The sequence below is a fragment of the Paenibacillus sp. T2-29 genome, from assembly GCF_052921365.1.
Genome location: NZ_JBREVE010000008.1, coordinates 1 through 15427 on the forward strand (window position 1 = coordinate 1; position 15427 = coordinate 15427).

14 protein-coding genes and 1 rRNA gene are annotated in these 15427 nt (G+C 47.0%); 3 read left to right on the forward strand and 12 right to left on the reverse strand.

What is annotated here, in order from left to right:
- From ACU1JV_RS20030 to ACU1JV_RS20085, 12 genes are all read right to left on the reverse strand, one after another.
- Positions 1-98, reverse strand: a 16S ribosomal RNA gene (locus ACU1JV_RS20030); the annotation flags it as partial.
- A gap of 387 nt (positions 99-485) precedes the next feature.
- Positions 486-2096 carry an FAD-dependent oxidoreductase gene (locus tag ACU1JV_RS20035; RefSeq protein WP_413987370.1) on the reverse strand — a complete coding sequence of 537 codons (1611 nt, stop codon included), beginning with the start codon at positions 2094-2096 and terminating at the stop codon, positions 486-488.
- Between the two features lie 23 nt (positions 2097-2119).
- Positions 2120-3061: an ROK family protein gene (locus ACU1JV_RS20040; RefSeq protein WP_255305283.1), complete on the reverse strand. Its 942-nt coding sequence runs from the start codon at positions 3059-3061 to the stop codon at positions 2120-2122.
- 116 nt (positions 3062-3177) lie between these two features.
- Positions 3178-4017: a MurR/RpiR family transcriptional regulator gene (locus ACU1JV_RS20045; RefSeq protein ID WP_337684100.1), complete on the reverse strand. Its 840-nt coding sequence runs from the start codon at positions 4015-4017 to the stop codon at positions 3178-3180.
- Complete coding sequence (locus ACU1JV_RS20050; RefSeq protein ID WP_413987369.1) at positions 3995-4714, reverse strand: N-acetylmannosamine-6-phosphate 2-epimerase; 720 nt, start codon at positions 4712-4714, stop codon at positions 3995-3997. The genes ACU1JV_RS20045 and ACU1JV_RS20050 overlap by 23 nt, the downstream gene beginning before the upstream one ends.
- A 5-nt stretch (positions 4715-4719) precedes the next feature.
- Positions 4720-6261: a DUF4127 family protein gene (locus ACU1JV_RS20055; RefSeq protein WP_413987368.1), complete on the reverse strand. Its 1542-nt coding sequence runs from the start codon at positions 6259-6261 to the stop codon at positions 4720-4722.
- Positions 6262-6356: 95 nt separating this feature from the next.
- Positions 6357-8183: a protein O-GlcNAcase gene (locus ACU1JV_RS20060; protein ID WP_413987367.1), complete on the reverse strand. Its 1827-nt coding sequence runs from the start codon at positions 8181-8183 to the stop codon at positions 6357-6359.
- 50 nt (positions 8184-8233) lie between these two features.
- Positions 8234-9124 carry a carbohydrate ABC transporter permease gene (locus ACU1JV_RS20065; protein WP_264217704.1) on the reverse strand — a complete coding sequence of 297 codons (891 nt, stop codon included), beginning with the start codon at positions 9122-9124 and terminating at the stop codon, positions 8234-8236.
- The gene (locus tag ACU1JV_RS20070) at positions 9124-10005 is read right to left on the reverse strand and encodes a carbohydrate ABC transporter permease (protein ID WP_013369014.1); all 882 of its coding nucleotides are present in this window, start codon (positions 10003-10005) and stop codon (positions 9124-9126) included. The genes ACU1JV_RS20065 and ACU1JV_RS20070 overlap by 1 nt, the downstream gene beginning before the upstream one ends.
- A 64-nt stretch (positions 10006-10069) precedes the next feature.
- Positions 10070-11344 carry an ABC transporter substrate-binding protein gene (locus ACU1JV_RS20075; protein ID WP_413987366.1) on the reverse strand — a complete coding sequence of 425 codons (1275 nt, stop codon included), beginning with the start codon at positions 11342-11344 and terminating at the stop codon, positions 10070-10072.
- Positions 11345-11528: 184 nt separating this feature from the next.
- The gene (locus tag ACU1JV_RS20080; RefSeq protein ID WP_013369012.1) at positions 11529-12095 is read right to left on the reverse strand and encodes a DUF420 domain-containing protein; all 567 of its coding nucleotides are present in this window, start codon (positions 12093-12095) and stop codon (positions 11529-11531) included.
- Positions 12096-12381: 286 nt separating this feature from the next.
- On the reverse strand, positions 12382-12657 hold the full coding sequence (locus ACU1JV_RS20085) for a GNAT family N-acetyltransferase (protein ID WP_013369011.1): 276 nt from the start codon (positions 12655-12657) through the stop codon (positions 12382-12384).
- 193 nt (positions 12658-12850) lie between these two features.
- Here ACU1JV_RS20085 and ACU1JV_RS20090 point away from each other — a divergent pair, with 193 nt between their 5' ends.
- The 3 genes from ACU1JV_RS20090 to ACU1JV_RS20100 all read left to right on the forward strand — a co-directional run bounded on the left by ACU1JV_RS20090 (position 12851) and on the right by ACU1JV_RS20100 (position 15383).
- On the forward strand, positions 12851-13813 hold the full coding sequence (locus ACU1JV_RS20090) for an ATP-dependent DNA ligase (protein ID WP_216976271.1): 963 nt from the start codon (positions 12851-12853) through the stop codon (positions 13811-13813).
- Positions 13814-13923: 110 nt separating this feature from the next.
- Entirely contained in the window at positions 13924-14463 is a 540-nt protein-coding gene (locus ACU1JV_RS20095; protein ID WP_025674441.1) for a MarR family winged helix-turn-helix transcriptional regulator, read from the forward strand.
- A gap of 56 nt (positions 14464-14519) precedes the next feature.
- Positions 14520-15383 carry an alpha/beta hydrolase gene (locus ACU1JV_RS20100; RefSeq protein ID WP_413987532.1) on the forward strand — a complete coding sequence of 288 codons (864 nt, stop codon included), beginning with the start codon at positions 14520-14522 and terminating at the stop codon, positions 15381-15383.
- Positions 15384-15427: the final 44 nt, after the last annotated feature.

Genomic DNA, 15427 nt, shown 5'->3' on the forward strand with positions numbered 1-15427 from the left:
GTTATGTAGAAGCAAGCTTCTAAATAACCCCGCTCGACTTGCATGTATTAGGCACGCCGCCAGCGTTCGTCCTGAGCCAGGATCAAACTCTCCATTAAAGACCAACCGAAGCTGGTTTATAGAAAGAGCGATTAGCTCATGTTGAAACTAACGAGATAAAATATCTCTTGTTTGATTTTGCGAACAAAATCATTTACTCACTCGTTGTTCAGTTTTCAAAGATCAAATTCTTTTCACTGCGTTTTTCAACAGCTATAAGATCATATCATGTTCATTTCAAAAATGCAAGGGTTATTTTTTTTCTTCTTTTCGAAGATTGTTTCGCCCTAGTTATTCTTTTTCGAAACGGCTGTTTTGTTGTCAGCTCAAATAATATATCATATACCTAAGCAACTTAGCAAGTATTTTTTTATTATTTTTATTTTTTGAATACATCTACTCATTTTCTGCTCCGATAAATCAGTCAAGGGGCTTGTGCCCCTTCATTAACTGGTCACTCCTTCTGGTTCGAACACCTCTACTGGCCAATGCAGCTCCACACCTTGACGAAGGAGAACATTTTGAAAACGTCCAAGATGTTCTTCTGATCGGCTCACTTCAATAGGATATACTCCGTTGGAGACACAGTAAGCCGCCAAGCTTCCCGATGATTCTCCTATATTCCATTCTGTAGGATGTAGCCGATAGCAACCATTGGCTATTTGAGTCATCCCTATATTTTTGCATGCAGGAAGCAAATTACGTACTCTCACAGGAATCAGTGAACCCAATGGAATTTCATAAGGATAGTTAGGGATGTAAAAGGTTCGCTGAGATACCGTAGTCGGATGAAGATCTAAATGATAGCTGCCCACACCTACACTGTCTGAATATCGTTTGGGTCCCTCCTTCCCCCGAAGCTCACGACTTACATCAAACTCCGAAATCGTATACTTGGCCTTAATCCGGCGCGACTCGCGAATATAAGCCGTTTTAGCCAGACCGTCAGAAGTGCCAAGAAAATCACCCCGTGGTCGAATTCCAGGATAGCCGAAACCTCCATCTAATCGGGGAGCCTCAGTTTGAAGCCAATATATTAATGAACGAGTCAACTCACGCGCTCCTTCTCGATGCCTTGCCTGCTCCTGAGCGGTGACACCAATCAATGGTCCTAGGTAATAATCATTTTGAGCCCAGTTTAAAAGAGTAACCTCACCATCGTTTAGCGGTTCGCTCCATATGGAAGGATCTACGATACGACGATAATCCCATAAGGATACAATACCCTGATCGTTAGGGAATAATGTGAACTGTTTTAGCTTACTGGTATCATCTGCATCTGTTGCAAACCAGCTCAAAATCGGAAAACGGGAAAAGGACGGGATATAATTTCTCCAGAAATCGTATTGTTGCGGTCGCTCTATAATGAAGCTTTCCTGAGGAATGTAGTCTACAGCAGCCACATGCGTGATAGATTGCATATCAAGAGGATTAGCATACTCCAGTGCATGAGGCTCCCCCGTTGAAGCTCGGGATTCCGCTCCACTTGTATGCTCCACACCCGCCATGGGAAGGAGATCACCACACTCTGTGGCATCCAGATAAAACGTTCCATGCAGCACTCTGAGGCCACTCTTATGATCAGGATTATACGAGGTGCGGACGGTAACAGAAGTGATAGAATCTCCATCTGTCTGAGCAGCAATAGGCACAGTGTGATAATATACACGAACACGTCCCGTATTTAAATAAGGAGCAAGCATATCCTCAAGCACCTGTAGAGCTACCCGTGGTTCATGAGCCAGACGACTTACCCAGCCGTTCCCAGGATTAAGAATCGGATCATTGTACGCTTCTTCAGTTAATGGATAGTTCTGACGGTAGTAGTAGCGTACACGATTGCGGAACTCACGATACGTTGCTGTGCAACCAAACTGTTCGATCCAGCGGTGCTCATCCGGAGGAACAGCCTGTGAAGTTAATTGCCCTCCCAGCCAGTCCGTCTCCTCTGTCATGATGACTCTCATACCAGCTTTCGCCGCTGCAAGGGCTGCCGATGTCCCACCCAGACCTCCGCCAATCACAACAATATCGGCATCAAGCCGTTTTTGCGTCATGGTTCGTTCCCCTTTCATTTTTACTAAGATTCCGTCATCTCAAAAGCAAGCCTGGCAGCGCCAATGAATCCAGCGCGGTTTCCCAACATTGCCCGACTTACTTCTGTCTGAACTCCCAGTCGGTCCAGATGCTTTTCCAGCAAGGGCCACCAGACATCTCCCGCGTCCGCTACTCCTCCCCCAACAATGATCAACTCAGGATCAAGAGTCACCGATATATTAGCCAGAAGAACAGCTAAATCTGCTGTGTAGTCATCTAGCGCCTGAATTGTCTTCAGGTTGCCGTGAGCGGCCTCTTCCACAATCTCGTTCCCAGAACAATACAGTTTTCCGGTGCATTCACTACCTCGACGTAACAGGGCGCTACCTGATACGTATTGCTCAGCACATCCCTTTTTCCCGCAATTGCAGGGGTGACCTCCAGGAAACAAAATACTGTGCCCCCAATCGCCGCCGCTCCAATGAGCACCTCTACACAAGAGGCCATTTTCCATATACGCGCCTCCGACCCCTGTTCCCAAGGTGAGCATGGCTAGGCGCTGCTTACCCTTCCCGGCCCCCTGCCAAGCTTCTCCAAGTAACGCAGCGTTCGCATCATTATCAGCAACCGCACGTAAAGCAAGCTTTTCTCTAGCCCACCTCACCAAGGATGTACCCTGCCAGCCAGGTAGGTTATCTGTAGCGTACACAACTTCACCGCTCTCCACATTCACTCTGCCAGCAGTAGCAATACCTAAAGCGCCTATACCTACAGGGGTACTCACACTGGTATCCCCAAAAGAACGCATCAGTCCGAATACAGACTCAGATACACGCGACAACACCCAGTCACGCCCACGGGAGGCATCTGTATCCATTCGAATTTCATCAAGTACAGATCCATCCCGTGCCACTATGGCGGCCTTTACAGAAGTCCCCCCAATGTCGATCCCAATGACTTTGTTCAATGCAACTGCCACCACCATATCCTCCTTGTTCCCCCACATAAAAGCTTACGAGCTCTTAGCACAAACCTTCTATAGATAGAAAAACATGATGAACTGTCGGAGCGTGCCGTATTCCAATCCACAATCGCAGAATTTCAATAACTTCGTTCAATCACCGCTCTCGCTGTTTTTTCCTTCATTTGTTTGGTGTGACTCGTGTGCTTGCGAGCAAGTCCTTCACAGATGAGGTCAATCACGAATAGCTGTGAGATTTTGGCGCCGATTGAACCGCCTTCTATCGGAGCTTCCTTCCCTGCGGTCAGTAAAACAATATCTGCAATGGAGGTAATAGGTGATTTTGCATAATTCGTAATTGCGATAACTGTTGCACCGTTCTGCTTGGCCTTGTACAGCATGTCGTTCGTATCCAGCGTACTTCCTGATACACTGATGCCAATAGCGACATCACCAGCGCTCATGGACACCGCCATCATCGACTGAATATGTCCGTCTGCCACAGCCTCGGCGCGCCGCCCAATCCGCAAGAAGCGGTTTTTAGCATCCTGCGCGGAAATGCCCGATGCACCTACCCCGAAAAATTGAACATAACCCGCTTGATCGAGACACGCTATAGCACGACTAAGCTCCGAATGATCCAAGAGCCCCATACTGGAATGCAATATATCGAGCATATTGTGATACACCGTGCGGGTAATATCATGTTCGTTATCTGGGTCGATGTTCTCCTCGCTCATATCGGTTTTGCGATAAGTCTGGTTTTGTGCTAGCGACAGTCGGAAATCCTGATACCCTTTAAAACCAATTTTCCGGCAAAAACGCATAACCGTCGTTTCGCCTGTACCTGCGAAGTCAGCTAGCTCCGTCACAGAGAAATATATGATGTCTGCGGGGCACTCCAGTACACACAAAGCGACCTTTTGCTCCGATTTCGTTAATGAAGGATAATACGTGTTAATTCGGTCGTTCATCTCCATAGATGCATTTCACTGCCTTCCTTGCGGCATCGGCAAACCGCTGCGTAATCAATTGGGGTCTAGTAATCGCCGAGCCTACAACCACTGCATGTGCACCCAGCCGAAACGCTTCCTCTACTTGTGCCGGATCATGGATTCTGCCCTCTGCAATGACAGGAACAGGAACCAGCTCTGATGCTCTCCGAACCAATTCCAGATCCGGACCCTCTATCTGAGTAGAATATGGCGTATAACCGGATAACGTCGTGGATACGCAGCCTATACCAAGGGAAGCCGCATGAAGTGCTTCCTCTAGTGTCGATATATCCGCCATGGAAGCGACTCCGTGCTCATGAGCGTAATCTATGAGGTGTTTCAACTTACACCCCGCTGGGCGCGGTCTCAATGTGGCATCCAGCGCAATGATATCCGCACCTGCCTCCACCAGTTCCTCCATTTCACGGAGGGTAGGCGTAATGTAAATATCAGAATCATTATAATCCCGTTTAATCAAACCAATGACTGGTAGAGGGATCGCCTGTTTAATCGCACGTACATCCGATGCACCATTGGCACGAATCGCTACAGCTCCCCCCTGCTGTGCAGCACGCGCCATTTTGACCATAGAATCTGCTCCATGCAACGGTTCGCCTGGTAGCGCCTGACAGGAAACGATCAGTCCATGCCAAACCTTGGATAATACACCTTCCATTCCCATAGGAATCACTCCCTCCCCTCGGCATAATGCCGTACAGTCAATCCAACTTCAAAGGTACGGTTCCACGGCATGTAGCAATCTGTAATTTCCACGCGATCTTCCGGCCCATTTACATATTCATCGAGCGCCTGCTCCAGCCGTCCGCGAATGACTGCAGTTACCGACCCTCTAGAGCCATCGAGCATAAACTTGTTAAAACCCATCTGCTCCACAATTCCATTATTCATAGCTGTACGTACCACAGCGCAGTAACAGGCATCCTCAGCGTAGCGTAGCCCCAGAAAATCCAGGTGTTCCTCCGTAGGACCATAGCGGACATAAAGCATAGACTGAGCAATGACAGTACCGAGCGTATTGGAACTGGTATTCCAGCCTGCATAGCCTGCCAGCTTAAATAGCAATCCCTTTTGCCTCAATAGTCTAAGTAGCTTGAGATCGGCTCCATTGGCATAGGCTACATCAGCAATAGCGACATTTTTATTGGCATAATGCTGCATATAAGCTCCGTACTCTACTAGTTCTACTAGATTTCGTTGTACATCATATCCGGTCATCGCATGCTGCTGGGAGGAGGCCTCTGCCATCGTGTCGCCAGGCGTGTTAGCTAGCAAAATCAAATCAGCCTCCGCTGCCGAGGAAGCAATCAGCCCACCTGCCGCTATAATCTGATACTTTAATGTCTCGTAAAAATAACGATCCTCAAAAAGCGGGACTACAAATGCTGCCTGCAAAGCAGACAATCGAGGATACACCAGTGGAACTAGATGATTCGTCTGATTCACCCAACGAGCTAGCAACGTACAACCCACTTCGTCTGCCCCCGGGTACATATATACTTTCAAATCTAACCCAAGCTCGGAAATACGACTTCTTAGCCGTTGTTGATCCTTGGCGGTATAGCCGTAGGGAGCCGAATCATCCTGTGGGATGATCATAAAATCAATCACGCCTTCTGCTACCAGTTCCAGTGCTACTTGATTGGCTTCCAAATTCACACGGCGACGCCCTAGATAATCATCCAAAATCTCTATAGGCAAACGCTCATCGATGTACGCTAATTCCAGCAACTCTTCTGCGGTAGCGATCGCTAGCTCCTGACGATGCTCAATGAAACCCTTTCTGAATATCTCACGACCCCAATCAGCATAGTAGTCTGGTTCCTCATCAGCCAAAGAGTATTGCGGACAACGCATAATCAATTGAAAGGCATACAAAGTCAGTTGCGGGTATAGCTGCTTCAACCTGCGAAGACGATTAGCCCTGTCCCTGACCTGCTCACTCGACATTCCGTGTAGCCGGGAGGGTACGATTCCCCCGTACAGCAGCGTATCCATCGCAATAATCGCTCCATCAGCAGTCGCCGCACGTTCTTCGAGCCACGTCCATAGCCTGGTCGTATCGCCAGGGATTTTCTTTTGTCCCATCCATTCTAAAGGAGGGCGCTCCATTTCAAGGTCTGTGCCCTGTGCTAGTAAGTAAGGAAATTGATAATTGCAGGGCCGCTCATCCAGCGGTACAAAAAGTAATCGGGTATTTGGCTTCACCATACGCTCCACCTCTCCTGGAAATTACCGTTATTCTAACGGCAAATGGTAATTTTCAAGGCAGCTATGCTGTCTTGTTTCTTAACCATCACCAATTCTCACAAGATCAGTCGATATTTGCCTTGTTCATCCTGATCGACATAGCCCCACTGCACGGCGGCACGGATCGCTGGATTGCTCCCCAGTCGAGTCTCTGCTTCTAGGCAAGCCGTGATACCGCGTCGTAGTTCGTCCACGACCTCGTCCGTCAGAGGCGGCGGCTTTTGTCCGCCAGTTGCTTCGCTCTGCATGAGGTTTCCTAGCGACTGCACATCGTTCTGGCGCTCGTTGCCTAGCGCAGCTTGGCGCAGCACTTGCCACAGGTCCACATCCAACTTGGCACGTTCCAGCCAAGGCGTAGCCTGTGCCACGAAGCCTGCCGCCGCATCATTGGCAGATATATTCTGTAGGACGCTCACAACGTGAAGCAGCCGCTCGAAGTAGATATCCAGCGCAGGGATATCACGCATTTGCAAGGCAAGGTCCACGTCCTCATACGTGTTGCCGCCCAGTCGGCTGTTCTTGTTTTGGCGACAGAAAAACATCAGTTCATCTGCATGCTCCCCCGCTAACTCCCGCACAGCCCATTCCCATGACAGCCCCGGCATATAACGCTCACTGTTCCACATATAGTGGGACATCGTAATGAGCGTCACCTTGGAGCACTCCCATTGGTTCATCGGGTTGGCCACCATGCCGGTATGTCCGCAAGCTGGAAGCCCGGAATACCGTCCGCGCAGCGGATCGAGGAATAACCGATCATGGTCACAATCATTCACCGGGATGTTATCCCATAACCACAGCTCATGCCCATAGAATGCATGATTATCGGCAGCATGCTGGCGACCAATCTGTGGAGCAAATACAAAGTATCCCGTCCAGAATACCTTAATATCTGGATGCAATCGCTCCCGGAAATCCTTTTTGTATTCGGTATCCCAATAGGACCAATATTCCGATGGACAGACTGTCAGCGTAAATTCAGGCAGCCGCTCAGCCAACCATGTATGAACCTTGTTCGTCAAGAAGACATGAGCGTGACCCGAACGGCCCAGCAAATGCCGATTTTCCCCTTTAAGGACGTAATCAATATCATCCATTAATACAGAAAAATGGCGCACGCCTATCGCTATCATGGCTGCCAACTTTTCCGTCAATTTGAGAAAATCTTCAGCGCTACCAAAATTCAGGTCATTCCCTGGACTAATACAATAGTGAAAATCAACCTCGTGCCGTTCACAGGCTTCCTTTAATTCGCGGATTTGGGCAAATGTCTCCTCGGGGTACGGTTCCCTCCATAGCTCGCGATGATAGGGATCGTCCTTGGGAGCGTACATAAACGTGTTCATCCGATGCGCAGCCATAAAATGAACGGCATCCAGCCGATCTGCGAAACTCCACGGTTTCCCGTAGAAACCTTCAATGATTCCTCTGACCGGAAAGGAAGGCTCATCCCGAATAGATATCACCGGTAGCGTACATCGTTCCTGTTCTACTTGAAGCAGGAGATGTAGGGCATCCATGCCGTACTTAAGCCCTCTTTTATTGGATGCATGGATTTCAATTCTCCCTTCCTTCTGAATGTCCAAACGATATCCATCGGCAGTAAGCGTTCCTTCATATTCGAGCATCAACTGCACGCTTCCCCTTGTTTCAGTCGGAACACCGGGCCCCGGAGGTGCAATGAGTCGGATCGGTCCCTCGGGGTCAAGCACACCTTCATACTCCTGATTCATTGCAAAGCGAGAGGACAGTTCACAGATCAGGTTCGGTTCAGCGATAACCAGTTTGTCCCCACTGTCATACACATCACGAAAATAATATTGAACCTCCTGTGGTATTAGCCCTACATCCGAATTAGGTCTCATTCTTTTGGACAGTTCCATCGCAATCGTCTCCTTCCATTTACGGGCTCTCCGTAGCCGAGACTTCTGAATTATCCTTTCACCGCTCCCGCTAAGCCTTCCATATAATAGCGCTGCGTGAACAGGAACAATATAATGATCGGCAATACCGAAATCATTGTGCCTGCAGCAATCCAGCCAAAATTATAGGCAAACTGACCATTGAGATACGTAAGTGCAGCTGCCAGCGGGTATAGCTCCGTATCGTTTAGAATAACGATAGGCCACAGGAAGCTGTTCCAGAACGACATGGCCTCCAATAGAGAAATCACAGCAAGCGCCGGTTTGACCAGCGGAAGCACCAACTGCCACCAGATTCGAAACTCCGAAGCGCCGTCCATTTTACCCGAATCACGCACGTCGGCGGGGATATGAATAAACGTCTGCCGCATTAGAAAAATGTTGAACACAGAGACTGCCCCAGGCAACACTACACCCATATATGTATTGCCCAGATGAAGTCCTTGAATGGTCAGATAATGCACAATAAATGCCGTATAAGAAGGAATAATCATTGTAGCAATCAGCAGCGTAAACACCACATTTTTACCCTTAAAACGAAATACAGCCAAGGGATACCCCGTCAAACTGGCCAGTACCACATTGAGCACAACGCCCAACACCGTAATGATGACTGTATTCAGCATATATTTAGGAAAATCCATGAACTGCCACACCTGAACATAGTTGTCGAAATTAATAAAGGTCGGGAAGATCGCAGGCGGCGTTGAAAAAATATTACGGCCTGGCATGAGGGATACACTAAGTAGCCATAGAAACGGTCCCATTAAAAAGAGGGCTAGCAGCACTAAAAGCAAATACATTATCGTCATTCTGAGCACTCGACCAAGACTAAGCTTGATGCGACTGGTTTCTTTTTTAGGAAGAGACGAGCGCAGCATTTTATCATTCTGTAGATTCATCAATAGGGATTGACACCGCCTTTCCTATTGAATCGGAATACGATAATACTAAGTACCGCAATCATTGCACCGACAATTAAGCCAAGTGCCGAAGCGTACCCAAAATTAAACTGCTCCATCCCCTTTTGAAAAATATACAAGCTGGATGTTAATGTGGCCGTTCCCGGTCCACCCTTGGTTAACACATATACCTCATCAAAAACACGAATAGCTGCCATAAGCGATATGAGGGTACAGAATAAAACGTAAGGTTTTAGCAGCGGAAGCGTAATATGAATAATCAAACGCCATCGACTTGCTCCGTCCACCCTAGCGGCTTCGTACAGATCATGAGGAATGTTTTGTAATCCTGCCAGATAGAGCATCATATAATACCCGAGTCCCTTCCACATCGTGATGAACATCAGTACATACAAGGCTAAATTACTGTCCGATAGCCAGTGTATGTCTTTGCTAATCAAACCTGCCTGTATAAGCAAATAGTTCACTACGCTGTTATTGCCCAACAGCCAACTCCAAATTAAGGCCACAGCTACCATCGAAGTCACAACAGGGATGTAGTAGGTCGTACGAAATATTTTAATTCCAGGGATACGGCTGTTCACCAGCACAGCCATCAGGATAGAGAAAAGTTGAAGAAAGGGGACAATGAGCACGTACAACAATGAGTTCCAAATCGAAATAAGAAAGTTACGGTCCTTAAACGCTGCTTCAAAATTATCCAAGCCGACAAAATGGGTATCTGATATGACAGAGTAGTCCGTCAATGCCAGCGGAATGCTGTAAATAATAGGCCAAAATACAAAGACGGCAAGCAATAACAGTCCCGGCGTCATAAAGGCCCAGGCCGTAAAGGACTCCGACCTCAACCATTTGATCATGCTGCATCACCACCTGATTTTGATAAATGAACAGGGGAGTATTCGCATTACTCCCCTGTCATACCTATTGCTTTAAAATATCGTTTACTTCCTGCTCCAGGGCAGTAAGCGTCTCCTTCGTATCTCTTCCGTTCAATAAAATATTTTGCAAGGCTCGCGCGATTGCACTGTTCACATCCTTGGCATTAGGCACACCGACCATATAATCTGTCGCCTTATCCAAGCTTTGTGCAGATACTACCTTGGCTTGTGCTTCTAATGATTGGTCAGACTGAGTAAAATACGGGTCTTTAATGGATTCTTTCGTGGAAGGTAGGGTATTGGCCTCTTTAGAAAAAGCCGTTTGACTCTCAGCATTTGTTAAGAAAACAGCAAATTTCACCGCCTCGTCTATATGTGCAGACTTGGTAGGTACGACCAGGTCCATAGAGTTGGAGAGCCGCACATCAGCTTTGCCAGTTGGGACGGGAACAGCAATCGTATTCTTATATACGTCCGGCGCCGCCGTTTTGATAAAATTGATGAACGTCGGACCTGCCAGCTCAAAGGCAACCTGCTCGCCGGCATAATATTTCACTTGCTGTGAAAAATCAGCATCTTCCTTGAGCACGACACCATCTTCCATCTGTTTTTTTAGATTATCAACCATGGTGACTGCGTCTGGAGTGTTGAATGCAGCTGCTGTCTTCTCTTTATTTAGAATGGGAATACCGTCAACCGCAAAAAGCTTGGATACGAGCTGCTGGGCATAGCCGGCCTTACCGATTTTTCTATTGATTTGGCGGCCCCATTCTGACAATTCCTCCCGCGTTTTGGGCGGATGAGCAGGGTCCAATCCAGCAGCTTTAACCAGCTTTGTATTCATGTAAAGTACTTCCGTGCCGGTATACCAGGGTAGTGCATAAGCTTTACCGTTAATAACCGTAGAATTATAAATACCCTCGAAATAAGCAGCCTTTTCCTCGGGCGACAAGTGTTCATTCATATCAACAACAGCACCCTTAGAGCCCATTTGGCTAGCAAATTCCGTATTGAGATTCACTACATCCGGGCTGCTGTTGCTAGCAATACTCGTCAATAACTTATTGGTCACTGCATCATATGGGTAATCCTTCCAATCAATTTTGACATTAGGGTTCTTCTGCTCATAATCGGCAATGACCCGATTAAAATACGGGGTAAATGTAGGTTGTAGCGCAATGGTCCAAAACTGCAGTGTCACTTTCCCTCCGTCTACCTTTTCCGGCTTTGAGCCTCCGCCACCGCAGCCGCTCAGCAGTACAACCAGTGCCAGCATAGATACAAGCAACCGTAACCTGCCTTTCGCTTTCTTTGTCACATGGTGACCCCCTTGTTCTTAGTTGATTAAGGTAAATTATAACAGAAATACCGTTATAGAAGGAACATTTTTTCAATAAAATAAATTTAGAAGGAATAATTTTTCTTTTATTGGATACAAAAAAGACGCCTCTTCAATAGAGACGCCATGTTTTCCAAATCAACCTACAGAGGATTGACATCTATTAATAATATGGAGCCATGAAAACGTACACCAAAACCCCAGTCAAGCTCACATATAGCCAAATAGGCATCGTCCAACGGGCAATTTTACGATGTTTTGCTACCTGCATCGTCCATCCCCATACAACTGTGAATAGCGCCAGCGGTACGATAATCGCAGCCAGTATACTGTGCGAAATCAACAGCGTAAAGTAAATCGGCCGCAGGATACCTACACCACCATATTTTGCAGTTTCCGGCGAAATGTAATGGAAGGTTAGGTAGGAAAATAAAAACAAAACGGTACTGGCAAAGGCCAGCAGAATAAAGGTTTTATGCACCTTAATGTTTTTCTTGAAAATCGCAACCAATGCAGCCACCAGGAAAATAAATGTGAAGCTGTTAAAAATCGCATTCAACCTTGGGAAAATAGTGAGATCAAAACTAACACTCCCCTGGTATCCGATCGGCGAAAAGAACAGTAGCAAAATAATCACATTGGCTATAATGGAAACGGTGATAATCAAGGCTGTAAAATTACGATTGCTCGTTGGAACGTACTGCTTGTCCTCACTCGCTTTATTCATCATGAGCGTCTCCTTCGTTTAAATTCAGGTTTTCGTTATTTTTGCGGTCATAACCATAATATATTATATAGAACTCATAGATAGCCTGTGAAGTGACAACAGTATGAACAATTTCACAGCCATTCTCCTGAAAATATGCTTCATCATTTGGGAATCGCTCTTATCTCCTCATATCAACGGTAGAATGCATTCATTTTACAAGCTTTATGCACACAAAAAACACCGAAAAGGGATCGTTCCCCACTCCGGTGTTGTGTCGGCTATGCAATACGCTGCCATGATATCATATCTATTGCTGCCAGACGTCACTGTATTCCTGATGACGCTTGAACAGAGCCAGCGCGTACGAGCAAGCAGGGATCACCTTTTTATGCTGTTCCCTTGCCATAGCAACAACTTTGTCGATAAGCTCCTTGCCAATTTTTTGACCCCGTAACTGCTCGGATACAAATGTATGGTCAATGACCAAAGAGTGGTCATCTACGGATTTATAACCTACTTCTGCAACTACCTGTCCATCATCCACCATGACTACTGCATGGTCTTCCTCGCGAATTTGTCTCATGAGACCAATCCCCTTTCTGACTGAAGAAAATGCGGGTACAACTCCATGCGAACGAGTACTGCAATCACTTGATGCCCACGCTAGATATCCTTATCATTCCCCTATTTAGGGGACAGCGAAACATCACATACATAAAAAAGGAACTATCGTCGACACTATATTTATTCCAAATAAGGTAAAGGGAGGTGCTGTGTTGGGTACGGAAATGAAGCCTGTCATCCCGTTTGAACCAGAACTGAGCGAAAAGGTCCCTGTAGATGCAGGCCTTTGGCGTTACGAAATAAAATGGGACGGTACAAGAATTTTAACGTATCACGATCAGGGCAGCACGCGTCTGTTCAATCGCAAGCAGCATGAACGAACGCTATTGTACCCGGAGCTTGCTCGCTTCTCCTCCTACTGCAGGGCAGATTCAGTCATACTGGACGGGGAGATGATCGCACTTGGTGCCGACGGTAAACCGTCGTTCCATGAAATTATGCGCCGGGATCTGATTCGCCGGACGGATCGAATTCAGGCAGCCTATAAAGCCGTACCCGCTACTTACATGCTGTTCGATATTGTTTATCTAAATGGGGAATGGGTTCATCGCAAACCGTTACAGGAAAGGCTTGAACTGCTGCATCAGATCATCATACCGAGTGAACGGATCCAACTGGCTCCTGCTCATCCTGATGGACAAGCTCTATTTCAGGTTATGTGCAGCCAAGGAATGGAAGGTATTGTGTGCAAAAAACTGGATAGTCCGTACACATTGGGCGGACAGGACAGACGATGGGTCAAGGTCAAAAATTATGGTGATATCATTGCCGTTATCGGTGGCTATACCCTAAACGGAGGCGTTATCAACGCTGTATTGCTGGGCCAGTATGATAGACAAGGAATGCTGCGCTATATCGGGCATGTGGGTACAGGTAAGCTGACTCGTGGAGATTGGCGTCAGCTAACCGAGCGCCTCTTGCCACATACCATATCGGAGCGACCTTTTATTAATAAACCGGATCGGCATCAAGACGCATTTTGGGTAAAACCCATGTTTACCGCCAAGATTCAATATAGTGAATGGCGATGGCAAGAAGGACGTACCTTGCGTCAGCCCTCCATCCAAGCTCTTGTGGATCAAGGTATTGAACAGTGCATCGGACCTTGGAAGTGACGTTTTGCCGATACTTTTTCAAAAAATGCAGAACAAAGTTTGTATAAATCATTGCAACCAGTGGTTAATTAAATTACAGTTAACTAATTAACTACATCGAGGTGGATCGCATGTTCTTTTTTTTGGACTCCGAAATTCGTCAACTGGCCTATAATCTATTTCCAGGTGGCAATAAGCCGATTGGTGTTTTGGTAGATTTATTTTCTATAACGTACGAAATAAGAAAAAATATGGAAAAACGTTCGCGTGAATTTGGTCTCTCCTACGGGCAATATATTGCACTTTGTGTACTTTCTGCGCAAAGAGATGAAATGTCCTCTCCTTCTGCTTTAGCTGAAAAGATGGGTGTCAGCCGAGCAGCAATCAGTTCTATGGTCATTTCTCTTGAACAAGAAGGATTCATTAATAAATACGACGATCCCAATGACAAGCGGGGAGTGTTTGTTTCCCTGAATGATAAAGGAAGAAGTAAAATTCAGCAGATGGACCCTTTTTTCATAGGGCTGGCTTCACGTCTGATGTCAGACTTTACTGAAGCGGAACTCTGCCAGTTTCAGACCTATTTGTCACGCGTACGAGATGCTTTTGAAGATGTAAAAGGTTCGCGTCTAACCACCCCCAGCGCCCTCAGAGAGGAGAAAGACAAGTAGTGCGAAGACTGAGACAAAATCTGTTCGTCAAACTTGCCCGCAGATCGGCTGGCCGGATGATAACAGCATCCGATTTTAAACCTTCGCATTCTCCCAAAGTACATCGGACAGAGAGGATGATTCCCACCTCTGTAGGTGATTCCAGGGTGATTGTATATGAGCCTTCCCTCAGGTCTGCTGATCCACTCCCCGTATTCGTCAATTTTCATGGTAGCGGATTCATTATGGGCAGCGCTGAAATGGATGACCCCTGGTGCCCGGTCATTGCTGAACGTGCGAATTGCGTCGTCGTTAATGTCGATTATCGCTTGGCCCCGGAGCACAAATTCCCTATTCCGCTACAGGAAAGCTATGATGTGACCCAATGGGTGTACAAGCATCCTAACGTGCTGAACATCGATCCCCAACGCATTGCGGTCGGCGGACATAGCGCAGGAGGTAATCTTGCAGCAGCACTGTGTCTTATGGCCCGAGACTGCAAGGAATTCCCGATTGTGTATCAGGTGCTGGATTACCCATCACTGGATATCGCTACAGATCCCAAGCTGAAGCCCCAATTTGAGAAGGCGATTCCGCCTCGCGTGGCAAAAATCTTCAATGAAAGCTATTTGCGCTCGCCAGATGAGGCGCGAAATCCGTTGGCTTCTCCTATTTATGCAGAATCGCTACATGATCTCCCTCCTGCGCTGATCATAACGGCCGAGCTGGACTCCTTGGCTGATGAAGCTGAGTTGTATGCCAAGCGGCTGATTGAAGCGGATGTACCCGTAATGTATAAGAAATACATGGGTGCCGCACATGCTTTTACTCATAGCGGGGATCTCGCTGTAGCTGAAAGTGCCTGGCACCTGATGAGCGACCAGTTGAAATTGGCATTTGAATTTCGTATCGAGGACGTTCTGGAAGATCTGAGGAAATAAAAATAAGCCTCCTGCTACCACTGCCTTCATGCAGTCGGGTTCAG

Coding starts and splice junctions, on each gene's coding strand:
- ACU1JV_RS20050 (WP_413987369.1), bottom strand. CDS start 4,714: ATGGGAATGGAAGGTGTATTATCCAAGGTTTGGCATGGACTGATCGTT.
- ACU1JV_RS20055 (WP_413987368.1), bottom strand. CDS start 6,261: ATGGTGAAGCCAAATACCCGATTACTTTTTGTACCGCTGGATGAGCGG.
- ACU1JV_RS20040 (WP_255305283.1), bottom strand. CDS start 3,061: ATGGTGGTGGCAGTTGCATTGAACAAAGTCATTGGGATCGACATTGGG.
- ACU1JV_RS20060 (WP_413987367.1), bottom strand. CDS start 8,183: ATGGAACTGTCCAAAAGAATGAGACCTAATTCGGATGTAGGGCTAATA.
- ACU1JV_RS20035 (WP_413987370.1), bottom strand. CDS start 2,096: ATGACGCAAAAACGGCTTGATGCCGATATTGTTGTGATTGGCGGAGGT.
- ACU1JV_RS20080 (WP_013369012.1), bottom strand. CDS start 12,095: ATGATGAATAAAGCGAGTGAGGACAAGCAGTACGTTCCAACGAGCAAT.
- ACU1JV_RS20095 (WP_025674441.1), top strand. CDS start 13,924: ATGTTCTTTTTTTTGGACTCCGAAATTCGTCAACTGGCCTATAATCTA.
- ACU1JV_RS20085 (WP_013369011.1), bottom strand. CDS start 12,657: ATGAGACAAATTCGCGAGGAAGACCATGCAGTAGTCATGGTGGATGAT.
- ACU1JV_RS20045 (WP_337684100.1), bottom strand. CDS start 4,017: ATGGAGATGAACGACCGAATTAACACGTATTATCCTTCATTAACGAAA.
- ACU1JV_RS20070 (WP_013369014.1), bottom strand. CDS start 10,005: ATGATCAAATGGTTGAGGTCGGAGTCCTTTACGGCCTGGGCCTTTATG.
- ACU1JV_RS20065 (WP_264217704.1), bottom strand. CDS start 9,124: ATGAATCTACAGAATGATAAAATGCTGCGCTCGTCTCTTCCTAAAAAA.
- ACU1JV_RS20100 (WP_413987532.1), top strand. CDS start 14,520: ATGATAACAGCATCCGATTTTAAACCTTCGCATTCTCCCAAAGTACAT.